Consider the following 15,200-nt stretch of genomic DNA (forward strand, 5'->3'; position numbering starts at 1 on the left):
CAACGATCTGACCGTGACAGAAGGCACTCAGTTTTGGGAAAAGTTCACTTGATTTTAGGCAATTGTGAGTCACCCTAGTGAAAGCGAGAGATCATAAGATCACCAAAGAAAGCAGATGCCATGACCACCTATGTGCCAAAAGCCATTCAGGACGCACTGGATGCCGCGCGTCTCGCGGGGATGAAAAAGAAAAGCCGCCTGCGTGTACAGGTTGGCGAGGCTCAGTTCCCCGTTCTGCGCATGTGGAAAGATGGGTTTTCCGTGGAAGAGGCAGACGCACCGCAACTGCGCGGCCTAGTGGATCTTTATGATGGTGCCCGCCACATCTCTCAGTGTCTGATCGTTGCTTCCGAGGCGGAAGGTGGCGAGATGCGGTATGATTTCAAGCGCTCGACTGCTGCCGCTGACGAGGCGCCGCTGGATTTCTACCGTGCGCCGGACGCGCCGGTGGGGCTGATCGCGTATGACGGGCTGCACGGCGAGGCGTGAAGCCACCCCTTAAAAAGGCCCTGGTACTGACCAAACCAGACTTTTGATTGATGTGAGGACGCAGCCCCAAGGCCGCGTCCTTTTTGTTGTGGTTACTGCAGGTCCGAAAACGCCTCGGCCAGACGCGCGCAGGCCTCTTCGATGCGGGATCGCTGTGTGCCGAGGTTGAAACGCAAGAAGTTCTCGCCGCCGGTGCCGAAGGTGGTGCCGTGGTTGGCGGCGATTTTCGCCCCCTGTTCGACCCGCTTGGTGAATTCCTCGCGGCTCATGCCGGTGCCTGAGAAGTCCACCCACGACAGGTAAGTTGCGGCCAGTGGCATGGAGGATAGGCCCGGGATCTTCTCGATCGCGGCATCAAATACCTGACGGTTGCCATCCAGGTAGGTGACCAGTTGATCGGCCCATTTGGCACCTTCGGGCGAATAGGCGGCGGCGGTGGCGAATTGCCCGGCCGAGTTCGGCGCCAGCGCCAGCGCCAGCATCCGGCGCTGGAACTGCTCGCGCAGATGCGGGTCGCGGATGATCACTTGCCCCGTGTGCAACCCGGCAAAGTTGAATGTCTTGGACGGCGCGGTCAGCATCAAGAGACGCTCGGTCACCTCGGGCACGGCGTTCTGCATCGGGATATGGGTGTGGCCGGGATAGACCAGATCGTGGTGGATTTCATCCGACAACAGGATCAGATCGTGACGTTTTGCGAAATCCGCAACCGCCTGCAGTTCGGCCTGCGTCCAGACGCGCCCACCGGGGTTATGGGGTGAGCAAAGGATGACCATCTTTTCCTTGCCGGTCATCTGCGCATCATAGGCGTCAAAATCCATCTCGTAACGGCCATCGGTGTTGGTCATCAGGCATTCGACAACCTCGCGGCCCGCGTTGCGGATCACCTTGGCAAAGGCGTGGTAGACGGGCGTGAACAGCACAATGCCGTCGCCGGGCTGGGTGAAGGTATCCAGACACATGCCCACGCCATTGACGAGGCCCGTGGTGGTGAAGATCGCATCGGCCTCCACCTGCCAGCCATGGCGTGTCTCCATCCACCAGCGGATCGCGTCCTTGTAAGGTTTCTCACAGTTCACATAGCCATAGACGCCATGATCCGCCATCTCGCGCATCTTCTCGGTGACAACGGGTGGAACGGCGAAATCCATGTCCGCGACCCACATCGCAAGCCCGTCATCGGGTGAGACGCCATAAAGGCTCTCCATCATGTCCCATTTGGCGCAATGGGTGCCGCGGCGGTCGATGAGGGTGTCAAAATCCATGGCTCAAAACTCCGGTTGTTTGGCAGTGAAGCTACGCACAATGGCGCCATGCGCAAGGGGGGCGTTGCAGGGCGGGGTGCAATCGCCTAAATCATGCCCATGAAACGTCCTATCCTGATCCATCCCGACCCCCGCCTGAAAAAGGTCTGTGTGCCTGTCGCCGACGTATCGGACGATTTGCGCAGCTTGGCCGATGACATGCTGGAAACCATGTATGCCGCGCCGGGTATCGGCCTGGCAGCGCCTCAGGTGGGCATCCTACAGCGGGTGATTGCGATGGATTGCGTTAAGGAAGGCGAGGGCGAACCCCGCCCCCTAGTGATGTTCAACCCCGAGATCGTTTCGTCCTCTGATGAAACCAACGTCTACGAGGAAGGCTGCTTGTCGATCCCTGATCAATACGCAGAGGTGACCCGCCCCAAGGAGGTGCAGGTCAAGTGGATGGACCGCGACGGGCACGAGCAGAGCGAGACCTTTGACGGGCTTTGGGCGACCTGTGTGCAGCATGAGATCGACCATCTGAATGGGAAACTGTTCATCGATTATCTGAAGCCGCTGAAGCGGCAGATGATCACCCGCAAGATGCAAAAGCTGAAACGCGAGCGCGCGCGGGAGCAGTAACGCCCCGCCCGCAGCGCCAAACGAGGGGCTTGCCCATGGCCGTTCTCCCGATCCTGAAATGGCCCGACCCACGGCTAACCCAGCATTGTGCGCCGGTGGAGCAGGAGCACCTCGACGATCTGATCGCGGATATGTTCGACACCATGTACGCCGTCAATGGCCGGGGCCTTGCCGCGCCGCAGGTGGGGGTGATGAAACGGCTATTCGTGATGGACTGCACCTGGAAAGAGGGCAAACGCTCCCCCATGGTGATGATCAACCCCTCGATCATGGCGGTGGAGCGCGTGCCGGTGACGATGGAGGAAGGTTGCCTGTCAATCCCGGGTATCATGGTCCCGGTCGAACGCCCCGTGGCTGTCACCGTGCAATGGACCGCCGCCGAAGGCGACATTCACATGGCCGATTTCGACGGCTTTGAAGCCCGCTGCATCCAGCATGAATTCGACCATCTGAACGGCACCCTGACCCTTGATCACTTGACCCCCGAGGCGCGCGCTATGGCCGAGGCTGAATACACCGCCCTGAAAGGGACCACAGAATGACCGTCCGCTCCTGCCTGCCCTGGCCCGATAAACGCCTGCGCACCCGCGCCGAAGAGGTGAGTGAGATCACCGATGAGATCCGCCAGATCTGGCAGGACATGATCGACACGATGGAGGCGATGCCCGGCGTCGGCCTTGGTGCCAACCAGATCGGCGTGATGCTGCGCCTTGCCGTCGTCGATGGCTCGACCGAGCGCGGCAAGGCCGTGCGCATGGCCAACCCCGAGATCCTGCATGCCTCGACCCAGCTGCGCGAGCACGAAGAAGCCTCGCCCAACCTGCCGGGTGTTTCGGCCAAGGTGAAACGCCCCCGCGCCGTGACCGTCCGCTATATGGACGAGAATGGAGAGATCACCGAGCGGGATTTTGTCGGGATCGAGGCCACATCCGTGCAGCATCAGATCGATCACCTGAACGGCAAGCTGTACATCGACCGGCTCAGCAAGGTGAAGCGCGACATGCTGATCCGCAAATCCAAGAAACTGACCGGCTAAAAGGGGATCAGGCCCATGCGCGTCGTCTTTATGGGAACGCCCGAGTTTTCCGTGCCGGTGCTGGATGCGCTGGTGGATGCGGGGCATGAGATCGCCGCCGTTTATTGCCAGCCGCCACGCCCGGCGGGGCGGGGCAAAAAGGACCGCCCGACGCCCGTTCATGCAAGGGCCGAGGCGCTGGGCCTTGAGGTGCGCCACCCGGTCTCTTTGAAGGGGGCTGAGGAACAGGCGGATTTTGCAGCGCTTGAGGCCGATATCGCCGTGGTGGTGGCCTATGGTCTGATCCTGCCGCAGGCAGTGCTGGATGCGCCCAAGCATGGCTGCCTCAATATTCACGCTAGCCTTCTGCCGCGTTGGCGCGGGGCGGCGCCGATCCACCGGGCGATCATGGCGGGCGATGCAGAAACCGGTATCTGCATCATGCAGATGGAGGCAGGGCTGGACACGGGCCCGGTCCTTTTGCGCCAATCAACTCCCATAGGAGCCGAGGAAACCACCGCTGGGTTGCACGACCGACTGTCGGAAATGGGCGCCGGGCTGATCGTGGAGGCGCTCGCGCGCCTGCCCGGGCTGACACCAGAAGTGCAGCCTGATGAGGGCGTGACCTATGCCGCCAAGATCGACAAGGGCGAGGCCCAGATCGACTGGAGCCAACCAGCCGAAGAGGTGGATCGCAAGATCCGTGGTCTGTCGCCCTTTCCCGGCGCCTGGTGCGAGATCGACGGTCAGCGGGTGAAACTCCTGGCCTCACGTCCGGCCGATGGGAAGGGCGAGGCAGGCGAAGTGCTGGATGACGCTCTCACCGTGGCCTGCGGCAGTGGCGCGGTAGAGCTGCTGCGCTTGCAACGGGCGGGCAAGGGCGCGCAGGATCGCGAAGTCTTCCTGCGCGGCTTCCCTGTGGCCAAGGGCGCGCGCCTCTGACCCCGATAGGAGGGCCTGCGATGCTACTGACACTCTTTGGAACCGTGGTGATTGCCGGGATCATCGGCTACGCCTCCGAGAAAACCGGGTTCACTCAGAACGGCTATATCCCGTCGATCATCATCTGCATTGGGGGCGCCTTCCTGTTCTTCTTCCTACGTCTGATGTTCGGCATCGGCTTTCATTCGCCGGGATGGAATGCCATCCTGTCCTCTGTCGGCGCGCTGATCATCATGCCGACCCACTGGAGGAAATGAGATGTCCATCGTTGCGCTCATCATCATCGGGGCTGCCGCCGGTTTTTTGGCCACACGGCTGATGAGGATCGAGGCGGATATCATCACCACCGTGGCCATCGGCATGGCTGGAGCGCTGATTGGCGGGCTGGTGCTGCGCGCGCTTCTGGCGGTGATGGGGATGCTGTCGGGCTTTGTGGGCGCGGTCCTTGGCGCCCTCGCGCTGATCTGGATCTGGCAGAAGTACTTTCAGAAGTAAGGGCCCTAGCTGCGGGGCGGGCGGCTTTTGTAAACCGGCAGGTGCCAGCCAAAGGCAATCGATCCCGCGCGCAACGCCCAGCAGACCACCGCGCAGGCCAACAGGGCAGGCCCCGTCTCAAGCCCCATCCAGATTGCGGTTACAGCGGTGATCGCCCCTGCCATGGCGCAGGAGATGTACAGCTCGCCCTGTTTCAGCACCAGCGGCACCTCGTTGCAGACCACATCGCGCATCAATCCGCCAAGCGAGCCCGTTGCCATGCCCATCAGCACCACGATCACCGGCGGTTTGCCCATGGCGATGGCCGCGCCGGTGCCAGCCGGAACTGCAACGGCAAGGGCGAAACTATCGAGCCAGATCACCCATTTCATCCGGCTTTCCACAAGGTGCGCGGTGATAAAGACCACTCCGGCGGCCGCTGTAGCCAGAAGGATGAAATTGGGATCATCCACCCAGAACACCGGGTGACGATCCAGCAGAAGGTCGCGCACCGTGCCGCCGCCCACCGCCGTCAGGCAGGCCACGAAGGCAAAGCCGACGATATCAAGCTGCGACCGGCTGGCCACCAGCGCGCCCGTCAAAGCAAAGATAAGCACCGAAGCGTAATCGAGCAGCGTCAGAACTGTCATGGGCTGCTCTCCGGTCTTCGGCTCAGGCCGATTTGCGTTTGCCGTTCTTGAAGGGGGCCATGCCAGCGCGGGCCAACTCATCGGCGCGCTCGTTCTCGGGGTGGCCTGCGTGGCCCTTGACCCATTCCCAGGTCACATCGTGCTGGTGCTGCGCCGCATCTAGGCGCTGCCACAACTCAGCATTCTTCACCGGTTTCTTGGCAGCGTTTTTCCAGCCGTTCTTCTTCCAGCCGAAGATCCAGCCGGTGATGCCGTTCTTCACGTAGTTGCTGTCGGTGACCACGGTGATCTTGCTCGGGCGGCTCAGGCTTTCGAGCGCATTGATCGCCGCCAGCAACTCCATCCGGTTGTTGGTGGTCTCAGGCTCGCCGCCCTGGAGTTCGCGCTCCTTGACGATTTCACCGCCCTCCATTGCGCGCAACAGAACGCCCCATCCACCGGGGCCGGGATTACCGGAGCAGGCTCCGTCGGTATAAGCAAAAAGATCAGCCATGGGCGGTCATTACTACGAAGGTTTCCTCGGCGCCAGCCAGTCCTTTTCCATTCCCCTTGCGGCTGCGAAAGACGGCAAAACCGGCCTCCGTCAGAAGCTGCTTCAGCTCCTCTTCGCCGTAATAGGCGTAGAACCGACCAAGAGAGTCGCGCCCCTCTCCGCTGCCCAGTTTCATGCCGATGCTGAAGGTGCCACCTGGCTTCAAGGCGCGTTTGATCCGCTCAAGTTCGGTGGGCAAGTCAGTCCGCGGAACATGCAGCAGGCTGAAGTTTGCCCAGATCCCGTCATAGGTTCTCTCCGCTTTCAGCGTTGAAAAGGAGCCGACCGAGACTTCAAGTCCGTAGGCCATGCGGGCATGCTCGGCCATCTTTTCGGAGGCATCCAGCGCATCCGTATCATAGCCATCATCGCGCAGACGTGCCGCCCAGTGACCGGGGCCGCAGCCGAGATCCAGCACCCGCGCGCCGACGGGCAGACGATTGGTGAAGGCGGCATAGTCCTCTTCCTGCTCGGTGTCCTTGCTGCGGGCAAACCCCTTGGCATAATCCGCGGCTGCGCGGGCATAGACCGCGAGGGTTTCCTTGTCGCTCACAGGTAAAGCCCCGCAGACAGCGACAGCAGCACGATCGCCGTGAGCAGAAGCCGCAGGCGCATCCACCAAGGCGGGGTCAGTTCCCACAGGAAAAAGACATAGTCGAGAAGAAGAAGCCCGGCAAAGCCGTAGATCAGGTTCTGTGCGGCCACTTCGGGGCCGCCGCCAGTCATAAAAAACGCCCAAAGTGCAGGGAGGACCGACAGCACATAGCCAAGGGCTGCCTGAGCGCCACTGGTTTTGGTGGCAAAGCCCCAGAGGACGCCGGACATAAAGCTGAGGATCACGGAGCCATAGAACAGCTGCACGTAGGGGCCCACAAAGCGCGGTCCCAACTCAGCTGCACCCCAGGCCTGCAAATCGGGCAGATGCGTGGTGGCCGCGCCCCAGATGAAGGGGATCAGACCGGCAAGGCCAAGGATCAGCGGGGAGAAGGGAATTCTCATCATGCACGCTCCAGTGACAGCCTGACAGCAAGTGCGGCAAAGATCGCTGCAAAGCCGCGATTAAGCCACGCCAGAACGCGCTCAGAGCCGAGCACCAGATCGCGGGCCTTGGCGGCAAAAAGACCATAGAGCATGAAGACGAGGAATGTCAGCGCCATGAAAATCGCTCCAAGCATAGCCATCTCCGATGTAGCGCTGGAGGGGTTGCCTGACAGGAAAGGCGGCAACAGTGCGAGGAAAAAGACCGAAAGCTTGGGGTTGAGGATATTGATCAAGGCGCCCCGGCGCGCAATCCGCAGCCCCGACTGAGCGCGGGTTTCGGATGAAATCGCGAGGGCCCCGCCGGATTTCAGCGCCTGCCAGGCGAGGTACAAAAGGTAGGCAACCCCTGCAAATTTGACCATCTGAAACAATAGCGCCGAGCTGTGCATCACTGCTGCAAGCCCCAACGTGGCCGCTGCAAGGTGCGGAACGATGCCCAGCGTGCAGCCAAAGGCAGCCCAGACAGAGGCCCGCATGCCCTGTCCAAGGCCAAGCGCCAGTGTGTATATCACACCTGTGCCCGGCGCGATGACGACCACGAGGGCGGTAATCAGGAATTGCAGTGAAATCATCTAGGGTCTCCAGGGTCCTGGCGCAGCACGTTCTACCTTTTGGTAGCACGAGATGCCCGAGGCGGGGAGTCCCCCGATGGGCGGTAATCAGTCTGTCGCATAGAGCGTTTGGAGAGGAGAGATTTGCCCTTAAGTCGGCGCGCGCAGAACACGGGGAACCTTGAACTCGACACGTTCGACAGCGGTCTCTACCGTTTCGACGGTCACATCAAACCTTGCGCGGAAGGCATCGATCACCTCGTTCACCAGAAGCTCCGGAGCCGAGGCGCCAGCGGTGATTGCAACGGACTTGATGCCATCCAGCGCGCGCCAGTCTATGTTTTCGGCGCGCTGTACCAGTTGCGAATAGGCACAACCGGCCTTGGCGCCCACTTCGACCAGACGGCGGGAGTTTGAGGAATTGGGAGCGCCGACAACCAGCAACGCGTCCGCCTTTGGCGCGACCGCCTTGACCGCTTCCTGACGGTTGGTGGTGGCGTAGCAAATGTCTTCTTTGTGGGGGCCGACGATATTGGGAAACCGGGCCTCGAGGGCGGCGACAATGTCCTTGGTGTCATCGACTGACAGCGTGGTCTGGGTGACATAGGCCAATCTGTCAGGATCACGGACCTCAACCGTTGCTACATCATCCGGGGTCTCCACCAGAAGCACTTCGCCTTCAGGGAGTTGTCCCATGGTGCCGATGGTTTCCGGGTGTCCCTTGTGGCCAATCATGATCATTTGAAGGCCTGCTTCGGCGTGGCGCTGGGCCTCGATATGCACTTTCGACACAAGCGGGCAGGTCGCATCGACATAGACCATCTGACGCTTTTCGGCCTCGGCCGGGACAGATTTGGGCACCCCATGTGCCGAGAAGATGACCGGGCGGTCCTGCGGGCATTCGTCCAGTTCTTCAACAAAGACAGCGCCTTTGGCGCGCAGCCCGTCCACCACATATTTGTTGTGCACGATCTCATGGCGCACATAGACCGGCGCACCCCATTTTTCGAGCGCCATCTCGACGATCTTAATGGCCCGGTCCACGCCCGCACAAAACCCGCGCGGTGCAGCAAGAAACAGGGTCAGGGGCGGCTTTGCGCCCTGAGCGGTGGCTGCCTTCACATCGGTGTTCTGGTTCTCGGGTGTCATCGGGCATCTCCTTGCACGGCAGAGGTAGGGTTTTCTGTGGCGAAGGTCCAGAGGATCTCGGCAAAGGCGATATCCGCCGGGCCGCCATGCTGCGGCTCTTTACCGTCAAATAGATGTGATCTGATTGGGGGTATGGGGACGGAATGACGGAAAATTAACCTGATGTCGGCATGGTTCTTCAGGATGGCCGCAAGGCGCGCTCATCTGATTTTGAACACTGACCATTCGCTTGGGATGTATCTAAAGGGTCTTTTGGGGGCCAGAGTGGCAAACAGACAGAATACAGAGCGAACCAGTGCAGCCCTGGAGGGGAGTGCACTGCAAGACAACATGGATCGCCGTTTCCGCACCGTGCGGAGCACGGCGTATTTGGTTGTCGTTCTTAGCGCTGTATGGGCAGGTTTTGGCGTCTATATGCAGGAACCGGCGGTCTTTGGTATCGCCACTGTGGCTGGGCTGGGCTCGGCGATTGCCTGGTATATGGTCCAGACGTCACATACTTTGATCGCGCGGCTGATATGGTACACGACGGGGCTTTTGGCGGTGCTCGGTGCCGTGTTCATGCTGCATCCGGCCAGCAACGCCGAGATGATGTTTGTTGCCCTGCTGGGCGGACCCTTCATGACCTTTTCCTTGAAACGGGAAAAGCCGCTGATCATCGGGCTGATTATCGGTATCCTTTGCGCCTGGATCGGGTATCGTCTGGTTGGTCATGACTACTTTGGCCCGCCGATTTTCGACGAAGCGTTCTCCCGCACCTATCTGTCCCTTCCGATTATGCTCACGGTTTTTGGCATCATCATGATTGAGATGATGGCCTTCGGGCATCTGACAGACTCTTACAGTGAAGAGCTCTGGAATTCACACCAGAAGGAACGCAAGGCGAACCGCGCCAAGAGCGAGTTCCTCGCCGCTATGAGCCACGAGATCCGCACGCCGATGAACGGAGTCATCGGTATGGTCGAGATTCTGGAGAACACCCAGCTCGCCGCTGAGCAACGCCGTATCCTCCATGCGATCAAAGAGTCGTCATCCTCTTTGTTGTGGATCATTGATGACATTCTGGATGTCTCCAAGATCGAGGCGGGCAAGATGGAGCTGTCAAACGCTCCCATGCGTCTGCTGCCGGTTGTCGAAAGTGTGGCCGAAACCTTGCGGGCGCATGCAGATCAAAAAGGGGTGGAGCTTTCGCTATCGGTTCAGGCCAATGTGCCGGACACCGTTCATGGAGACGCCGGTCGTCTACGCCAGATCCTGCTTAACCTTCTTGGGAATGCGATAAAGTTTTCCGCTCCACAAAAGGATGACCCCTGCGGGCTCGTCAGCCTGCGCGTCCAGATGGATGGTGCTGAGCGAATTGAATTCATTGTCGAGGACAATGGCATCGGAATGGACGACAAAGTGCAGGCGGCAATATTTCAACCCTTCGAACGGTCGGGCGACGTCGTCAAGCGGATGATCCAAGGCAACGGGCTCGGCCTGACCATCGTCAAGCAGTTGGTCGAAAAGATGGGCGGTGAAGTGGTTGTGAGCAGTACTCTTGGTGAAGGGTCAGTCTTTACACTGCGTTTGCCCATCGAGAATGCCTCAGGCCCGCTCAAATGCCAGCGTTTGCCCGGAACGCAGGTCGTCGCCATGCTGCCAAAGGGGGCAGATAGGGCCACTTGGTCGTCTTATGCCCTGGCGGCGGATTGCGATATAAAGTGGGTTTCAAACAGGGATGAATTCCTGTCGATAGCCCGAAATGCTGGACCCAACATGATTTTCGTGCTGGCAGCGCCCACACCTCAGGATCGTACCAGTGAGTGGCTTCGTATCCGGCTTGGCGAAGAGGCCCCCGACGCAAAGCTCTTGCTGTTCAGCCGTGATCGTACCCAGGTGACGGGCATGCGTTCGTCCAGCCACTACGCGGTTCAAGACCTGCCGATTCTGCCCAGCCATTTTTGGGATGGCCTTGCCTTCCTGTCGGGTAGCGGTGCTGCGGCGGAGCAGGCGCCGGGAAGCCGCAAAAGGGTGCAAGCATCATCGGGCGCGGCCAGGATCCTGGTGGCCGAAGACAATGAGATCAATCAGGCTGTTTTTGACTCCCAGCTTGAACTGCTTGGGCATTCATCCGTGATCGTGCGGGATGGGAAAGAATGCCTTGAGGCTTGGGAAACGGGGAACTTCGATCTGGTGCTGACGGATTGCCAGATGCCGGTCATGGATGGTTTCGAACTAACCCGGCGTCTTCGACAGGCGGAAGCGAGTGAAGGGCGGCCGCGCACTCCGGTGATTGCCGTAACGGCAAACGCGCTGGAAGGGGAGGCAGATAGATGTCTTGCGGCCGGTATGGACGATTACCTGTCCAAGCCTGTCACCATCGCCTCTTTGGAGAAGATCCTAAAAATATACCTCCCGGAGGCGGCATATTCGGCGAACGATGTGTCCGATGACACGCCGCCCGAGACGGGATCTGCAGCTGTGTAGTGAGGCCAGCGCACTCTCAAGTCAAAGGCGCCCCGCTGAAAGGGCGCCTTCTTTTTGGTAAAACCGAATAGGCCGGATCGGGTTCGTTACGACTGGGCCGCCACAGGAGAGCGCTGCTGCTCGGTGGGATATTCGCGTGGAGGGCGTCCAATCACGTCCTTCAGCTCTTCCAGCTCGATAAAGTTGTCAGCCTGACGGCGCAACTCGTCCGAGATCATCGGTGGCTGGCTGCGGATGGTGGAGACCACGGACACCCGAACCCCCTGGCGCTGCAGGCTTGCGATCAACGGCCGGAAATCCCCATCCCCGGAGAAGAGCACGATATGATCCACGCGCGGCGCCAGTTCCATTGCATCAACGGTCAGCTCGATGTCCATGTTGCCTTTGACTTTACGGCGCCCCATGCTGTCCGTGTATTCCTTGGCGGGCTTCGTGACCATGGTGAAGCCGTTGTAGTGCAGCCAATCCACCAGGGGGCGGATGGGGGAATACTCGTCGTTTTCCAAGAGGGCCGTGTAATAAAAGGCGCGCAGCAGCTTTCCACGGCGCATGAATTCCTGCCGCAAAAGCTTGTAATCGATGTCGAAACCCAGTGCCTTTGCTGCTGCGTATAGGTTCGAACCATCGATGAACAGCGCAAGCCGTTCGTCTTTGTAAAACATAAAAACAGTCCTTCCGATATGCCCGCCTCGCCAGATGTTCCGTGAGTGAATGCTAATAAGGGGCGAAACGGGTGGACTTAATATAAGTTATTTGGCACCTGCTGCAAGTAAAAGGATCATATGGAATGGCGCCAAAATGTCCGATATCCGGTCTTATGCGTATATCGCACTGGGTGGAAACCTGAATTTCCGCGACGTGCTGCCGCAGGCAACCCTTGCCTCAGCGATTTCGGAGCTTGCTGCTGGGCCGTCCCGTTTGCGCGGGGTTTCCCGATTCTTTCGCACGCCCTGTTTCCCGGCAGGGGCCGGGCCGGATTATGTAAACGCCGTTGTTCATATCGAAACCACGCTGTCGCCAGACGCTCTGTTGCAGGAGCTGCACAGGATCGAGGCATCGCATGCGCGCCAAAGAGAGCAGCGCTGGGGCATGCGGACGCTTGATCTTGACCTTATCGATCTTGGTTCAAATGTGCTGCCGGATAAAGAGCGATATGATCGCTGGCGCACCCTGCCTCTGGAAGCTCAGATGCAGGAAGTCCCCGAGCAGCTGATTCTACCGCATCCACGTGTGCAGGACCGGGCCTTTGTTCTTGTGCCGTTGTGCGATATCGCGCCGGATTGGTGCCATCCCGTCTTGAACAAAACGGCGGCTGAGCTGCTCGAGACGCTGCCGAAAGCCGAAATCGAGGCCGTAATCCCTATTAATTGACCCAATGCGCTCTTTTCTGAGCTTGTCAATAAAAAGATATCGGCTTAGAAGTCTCCCTTCCGGACCCACACAATTTTTGGAGAGTCGCCCATGGCCCGCGTGACGGTTGAAGACTGCGTAGATAAGGTACCCAACCGCTTTGAGCTGGTAATGCTCGCCGCACACCGTGCCCGCGAGATTTCGGCCGGATCTCCGATCACGGTCGAGCGTGACAACGACAAGAACCCCGTTGTCTCTCTGCGGGAAATCGCAGAGGAAACCCAAAGCACCGATGAGCTGCGTGAGCGCCTGATTGAGAGCAACCAGACTCAGATCGAGGTGGACGAGCCTGAAGAAGATCAGATGGCCCTGCTAATGGGGGCCGAGAACGACAAACCCACCGAGGACGACATGTCCGAGGAAAAACTGCTGCGTGCACTGATGGAGGCCCAGGGCCAGGGCTGAGCATCGCAGACATTGATACCTGAGGCTGCGGATCGGATATGACATCTCCCGAAATTTCCGCCGGAGATCTGATTGCTCTGGTCCGCAACTACAATCCAAAGACAAACGCCGAGCGCATTGCCGAGGCATACGAATTCGGCAAGGAGATGCATGAAGGGCAGTTCCGCCATTCCGGAGAGCCCTATTTTACGCATCCCGTTGCGGTCGCGGCCATCCTGACAGAACAGCGCCTGGATGATGCCACCATCATAACCGCGCTCCTGCACGACACCATCGAAGACACCAAGGCTTCATACGACGAGGTGGCCCGCCGGTTTGGCGATGAGGTCGCGATGCTGGTCGATGGTGTCACCAAGCTGACCAATCTGCAGCTCTCCAGCCGGGAAACAAAGCAGGCTGAGAATTTCCGCAAACTGTTTATGGCCATGTCCAAGGATCTGCGGGTGATCTTGGTCAAGCTGGCCGACCGCCTGCACAACATGCGCACGATCAAGGCAATGCGCCCGGAAAAGCAGGCTCAGAAGGCGCGCGAGACGATGGATATCTATGCGCCGCTGGCAGGACGCATGGGGATGCAATGGATGCGCGAAGAGCTGGAAGATCTGGCCTTCCGCGTGCTGAACCCCGAGGGACGACAGTCGATCATCCGCCGCTTTGTCACGCTTCAGCGGGAAACCGGTGATGTGATCCACCGGATCACAGGCGATATGCGGGCGGAACTCGACAAGGCCGGGATCGAGGCTGAGGTTTTTGGCCGAGCCAAGAAACCCTATTCGATCTGGCGCAAGATGCAGGCCAAGGATCAGGGGTTTTCGCGCTTGTCCGACATCTACGGATTTCGCGTGATCACCCAGTCTGAGGAAGACAGCTATCGGGCTCTGGGTGCCATTCACCAACGCTGGCGGGCCGTTCCAGGGCGTTTTAAGGATTATATCAGCCAGCCGAAATCCAATGGCTACCGCTCGATCCACACAACCGTTTCCGGGCGAGATGGCAAGCGCGTCGAGGTGCAGATCCGAACCCGGCAAATGCATGATGTCGCCGAAACCGGCGTTGCCGCGCATTGGTCTTATCGCGATGGCGTGCGTTCGGAGAACCCCTTTGCCGTGGATCCGGCGAAATGGATCTCCTCGCTTACCGAACAGTTCGACGCCGAGGAGGATCACGACGAATTCCTCGAGGCGGTCAAACTGGAGATGTATTCCGACCAGGTCTTCTGCTTCACGCCAAAAGGTGATGTGATCAAGTTGCCCAAGGGGGCCACACCGATCGATTTTGCTTATGCCATCCACACCCGTATTGGTCACGCCTGCGTAGGCGCCAAGGTGGACGGAATCCGGGTGCCTCTTTGGTCACGGCTGCGCAACGGACAATCGGTTGAGGTCATCACAGCCGAGGGCCAGACGCCCCAGGTCAGCTGGATCGAGATCGCCACCACCGGCAAGGCCCGCACTGCCATTCGTCGCGCCCTGCGCGAAGCGGATCGGGCGCGGTTCGTGAAGCTCGGTCACGAACTGGCGCGCTCGGCCTTTGAACATGTGAACCGCAAGGCGACGGACAAGGCACTGGAAACCGCTGCCCGCGCTTTGCGTGTCAGCTCCGTGGATGAGCTTTTGGCCCGCCTTGGCGCAGCAGAAATCGTTGCTCACGACGTGGTCCAGGCTGTTTACCCCGACCTGACCGCGCATGAGGCCGAAGAAGTTTCCATGCGCCGTGCGGTGATCGGCCTTGAGCCGGGACAGAGCTTTGAGCGCGCGCCCTGCTGTCAGCCCCTTCCGGGAGAGCGGATCATCGGGATCACGTTCCGGGGACAGGGTGTTGTTGTGCATGCAGCAGACTGTGATCGGCTTGGTGAATACGAGGACCAGCCGGAACGCTGGGTCGACGTGCACTGGCACAGTGGCACTCATCCTGCGGTGTACAGCACGACCCTTGAGATGATCATCGGTAATGATGCAGGGGTGTTGGGGCGAATTTGCACATTGATCGGCGAGAAGAAGGCCAATATTTCGGACCTGGAATTTGTTGACAGGAAACCAGACTTTTACCGACTTATGATCAATGTTGAACTGCGGGATGTTGAACAGCTTCATTCCCTCATGTTGACACTGGAGGCGGAAAGTCATGTCGCCGAGGTGGTGCGGTTCAGGGAAAAGCCGGTGAAACGCACGATTCCGGGATAGTGGT

General features: G+C 59.5%; 19 protein-coding genes. 11 read left to right on the plus strand and 8 right to left on the minus strand.

The genetic code is table 11. The features are described from left to right. Window positions 1–120: 120 nt before the first annotated feature. Window positions 121–489 carry a hypothetical protein gene (locus INS80_RS08905; protein WP_192965291.1) on the plus strand — a complete coding sequence of 123 codons (369 nt, stop codon included), beginning with the start codon at window positions 121–123 and terminating at the stop codon, window positions 487–489. 92 nt (window positions 490–581) lie between these two features. Here the strand turns inward: INS80_RS08905 and INS80_RS08910 are convergent, their stop codons facing one another. After that, window positions 582–1,754 carry a MalY/PatB family protein gene (locus INS80_RS08910; protein WP_192965292.1) on the minus strand — a complete coding sequence of 391 codons (1,173 nt, stop codon included), beginning with the start codon at window positions 1,752–1,754 and terminating at the stop codon, window positions 582–584. A gap of 99 nt (window positions 1,755–1,853) precedes the next feature. Between INS80_RS08910 and def (INS80_RS08915) the strand changes: the two genes are divergently transcribed. Genes def (INS80_RS08915) through INS80_RS08940 form a run of 6 tightly spaced genes read left to right on the plus strand, consistent with a single transcriptional unit; the run spans window position 1,854 to window position 4,827 of the window. After that, entirely contained in the window at window positions 1,854–2,375 is a 522-nt protein-coding gene (gene def / locus INS80_RS08915; protein ID WP_192965293.1) for a peptide deformylase, read from the plus strand. Between the two features lie 35 nt (window positions 2,376–2,410). Next, on the plus strand, window positions 2,411–2,917 hold the full coding sequence (gene def, locus INS80_RS08920) for a peptide deformylase (protein ID WP_192965294.1): 507 nt from the start codon (window positions 2,411–2,413) through the stop codon (window positions 2,915–2,917). Beyond that, the gene (gene def / locus INS80_RS08925; protein WP_192965295.1) at window positions 2,914–3,411 is read left to right on the plus strand and encodes a peptide deformylase; all 498 of its coding nucleotides are present in this window, start codon (window positions 2,914–2,916) and stop codon (window positions 3,409–3,411) included. Before def (INS80_RS08920) ends, def (INS80_RS08925) begins: the two co-directional genes overlap by 4 nt. Before the next feature lie 15 nt (window positions 3,412–3,426). After that, on the plus strand, window positions 3,427–4,332 hold the full coding sequence (gene fmt / locus INS80_RS08930; protein WP_192965296.1) for a methionyl-tRNA formyltransferase: 906 nt from the start codon (window positions 3,427–3,429) through the stop codon (window positions 4,330–4,332). Window positions 4,333–4,352: 20 nt separating this feature from the next. Further along, window positions 4,353–4,589 carry a hypothetical protein gene (locus INS80_RS08935; protein ID WP_192965297.1) on the plus strand — a complete coding sequence of 79 codons (237 nt, stop codon included), beginning with the start codon at window positions 4,353–4,355 and terminating at the stop codon, window positions 4,587–4,589. A gap of 1 nt (window position 4,590) precedes the next feature. After that, on the plus strand, window positions 4,591–4,827 hold the full coding sequence (locus INS80_RS08940; RefSeq protein WP_192965298.1) for a GlsB/YeaQ/YmgE family stress response membrane protein: 237 nt from the start codon (window positions 4,591–4,593) through the stop codon (window positions 4,825–4,827). Window positions 4,828–4,832: 5 nt separating this feature from the next. Here INS80_RS08940 and INS80_RS08945 read toward each other — a convergent pair whose 3' ends face one another. From INS80_RS08945 to ispH, 6 genes are all read right to left on the minus strand, one after another. Continuing rightward, on the minus strand, window positions 4,833–5,456 hold the full coding sequence (locus INS80_RS08945) for a trimeric intracellular cation channel family protein (protein ID WP_192965299.1): 624 nt from the start codon (window positions 5,454–5,456) through the stop codon (window positions 4,833–4,835). A 22-nt stretch (window positions 5,457–5,478) separates the two neighbouring features. Next, entirely contained in the window at window positions 5,479–5,949 is a 471-nt protein-coding gene (rnhA, locus tag INS80_RS08950; protein ID WP_192965300.1) for a ribonuclease HI, read from the minus strand. Continuing rightward, complete coding sequence (locus INS80_RS08955) at window positions 5,942–6,541, minus strand: class I SAM-dependent methyltransferase (protein ID WP_192965301.1); 600 nt, start codon at window positions 6,539–6,541, stop codon at window positions 5,942–5,944. The genes rnhA and INS80_RS08955 overlap by 8 nt, the downstream gene beginning before the upstream one ends. Next, the gene (locus INS80_RS08960; RefSeq protein WP_192965302.1) at window positions 6,538–6,990 is read right to left on the minus strand and encodes a DUF3429 domain-containing protein; all 453 of its coding nucleotides are present in this window, start codon (window positions 6,988–6,990) and stop codon (window positions 6,538–6,540) included. The genes INS80_RS08955 and INS80_RS08960 overlap by 4 nt, the downstream gene beginning before the upstream one ends. Then, window positions 6,987–7,601 carry a LysE family translocator gene (locus tag INS80_RS08965; RefSeq protein ID WP_192965303.1) on the minus strand — a complete coding sequence of 205 codons (615 nt, stop codon included), beginning with the start codon at window positions 7,599–7,601 and terminating at the stop codon, window positions 6,987–6,989. The genes INS80_RS08960 and INS80_RS08965 overlap by 4 nt, the downstream gene beginning before the upstream one ends. A 129-nt stretch (window positions 7,602–7,730) precedes the next feature. Continuing rightward, window positions 7,731–8,729 (minus strand): 4-hydroxy-3-methylbut-2-enyl diphosphate reductase, encoded by a 999-nt coding sequence (gene ispH / locus INS80_RS08970; RefSeq protein ID WP_192965304.1) that lies wholly within the window; start codon window positions 8,727–8,729, stop codon window positions 7,731–7,733. A gap of 330 nt (window positions 8,730–9,059) precedes the next feature. Between ispH and INS80_RS08975 the strand changes: the two genes are divergently transcribed. Further along, the gene (locus INS80_RS08975) at window positions 9,060–11,198 is read left to right on the plus strand and encodes an ATP-binding protein (protein WP_192965305.1); all 2,139 of its coding nucleotides are present in this window, start codon (window positions 9,060–9,062) and stop codon (window positions 11,196–11,198) included. Window positions 11,199–11,284: 86 nt separating this feature from the next. Here INS80_RS08975 and INS80_RS08980 read toward each other — a convergent pair whose 3' ends face one another. Next, window positions 11,285–11,860, minus strand: a complete 576-nt coding sequence (locus INS80_RS08980; RefSeq protein ID WP_192965306.1) for a LabA-like NYN domain-containing protein — start codon at window positions 11,858–11,860, stop codon at window positions 11,285–11,287. A 136-nt stretch (window positions 11,861–11,996) separates the two neighbouring features. Between INS80_RS08980 and folK the strand changes: the two genes are divergently transcribed. From folK to INS80_RS08995, 3 genes are all read left to right on the plus strand, one after another. Then, window positions 11,997–12,569: a 2-amino-4-hydroxy-6-hydroxymethyldihydropteridine diphosphokinase gene (gene folK / locus INS80_RS08985; protein WP_192965307.1), complete on the plus strand. Its 573-nt coding sequence runs from the start codon at window positions 11,997–11,999 to the stop codon at window positions 12,567–12,569. 90 nt (window positions 12,570–12,659) lie between these two features. After that, on the plus strand, window positions 12,660–13,013 hold the full coding sequence (gene rpoZ / locus INS80_RS08990) for a DNA-directed RNA polymerase subunit omega (protein WP_192965308.1): 354 nt from the start codon (window positions 12,660–12,662) through the stop codon (window positions 13,011–13,013). Between the two features lie 38 nt (window positions 13,014–13,051). Continuing rightward, window positions 13,052–15,196, plus strand: coding sequence for a RelA/SpoT family protein (locus INS80_RS08995; protein ID WP_192965309.1), 2,145 nt, complete (start codon window positions 13,052–13,054; stop codon window positions 15,194–15,196). Window positions 15,197–15,200 lie beyond the last annotated feature (4 nt).

The sequence above is a fragment of the Phycobacter azelaicus genome (assembly GCF_014884385.1).
Classification (GTDB): Bacteria; Pseudomonadota; Alphaproteobacteria; order Rhodobacterales; family Rhodobacteraceae; genus Phycobacter; species Phycobacter azelaicus.

What these genes read in the sequence shown, in the direction of transcription:
- INS80_RS08905 (WP_192965291.1), top strand. Translation starts at nt 121, where the DNA reads ATGACCACCTATGTGCCAAAAGCCATTCAGGACGCACTGGATGCCGCG.
- INS80_RS08910 (WP_192965292.1), bottom strand. Translation starts at nt 1,754, where the DNA reads ATGGATTTTGACACCCTCATCGACCGCCGCGGCACCCATTGCGCCAAA.
- def (WP_192965293.1), top strand. Translation starts at nt 1,854, where the DNA reads ATGAAACGTCCTATCCTGATCCATCCCGACCCCCGCCTGAAAAAGGTC.
- def (WP_192965294.1), top strand. Translation starts at nt 2,411, where the DNA reads ATGGCCGTTCTCCCGATCCTGAAATGGCCCGACCCACGGCTAACCCAG.
- def (WP_192965295.1), top strand. Translation starts at nt 2,914, where the DNA reads ATGACCGTCCGCTCCTGCCTGCCCTGGCCCGATAAACGCCTGCGCACC.
- fmt (WP_192965296.1), top strand. Translation starts at nt 3,427, where the DNA reads ATGCGCGTCGTCTTTATGGGAACGCCCGAGTTTTCCGTGCCGGTGCTG.
- INS80_RS08935 (WP_192965297.1), top strand. Translation starts at nt 4,353, where the DNA reads ATGCTACTGACACTCTTTGGAACCGTGGTGATTGCCGGGATCATCGGC.
- INS80_RS08940 (WP_192965298.1), top strand. Translation starts at nt 4,591, where the DNA reads ATGTCCATCGTTGCGCTCATCATCATCGGGGCTGCCGCCGGTTTTTTG.
- INS80_RS08945 (WP_192965299.1), bottom strand. Translation starts at nt 5,456, where the DNA reads ATGACAGTTCTGACGCTGCTCGATTACGCTTCGGTGCTTATCTTTGCT.
- rnhA (WP_192965300.1), bottom strand. Translation starts at nt 5,949, where the DNA reads ATGGCTGATCTTTTTGCTTATACCGACGGAGCCTGCTCCGGTAATCCC.
- INS80_RS08960 (WP_192965302.1), bottom strand. Translation starts at nt 6,990, where the DNA reads ATGATGAGAATTCCCTTCTCCCCGCTGATCCTTGGCCTTGCCGGTCTG.
- INS80_RS08965 (WP_192965303.1), bottom strand. Translation starts at nt 7,601, where the DNA reads ATGATTTCACTGCAATTCCTGATTACCGCCCTCGTGGTCGTCATCGCG.
- ispH (WP_192965304.1), bottom strand. Translation starts at nt 8,729, where the DNA reads ATGACACCCGAGAACCAGAACACCGATGTGAAGGCAGCCACCGCTCAG.
- INS80_RS08975 (WP_192965305.1), top strand. Translation starts at nt 9,060, where the DNA reads ATGGATCGCCGTTTCCGCACCGTGCGGAGCACGGCGTATTTGGTTGTC.
- INS80_RS08980 (WP_192965306.1), bottom strand. Translation starts at nt 11,860, where the DNA reads ATGTTTTACAAAGACGAACGGCTTGCGCTGTTCATCGATGGTTCGAAC.
- folK (WP_192965307.1), top strand. Translation starts at nt 11,997, where the DNA reads ATGTCCGATATCCGGTCTTATGCGTATATCGCACTGGGTGGAAACCTG.
- rpoZ (WP_192965308.1), top strand. Translation starts at nt 12,660, where the DNA reads ATGGCCCGCGTGACGGTTGAAGACTGCGTAGATAAGGTACCCAACCGC.
- INS80_RS08995 (WP_192965309.1), top strand. Translation starts at nt 13,052, where the DNA reads ATGACATCTCCCGAAATTTCCGCCGGAGATCTGATTGCTCTGGTCCGC.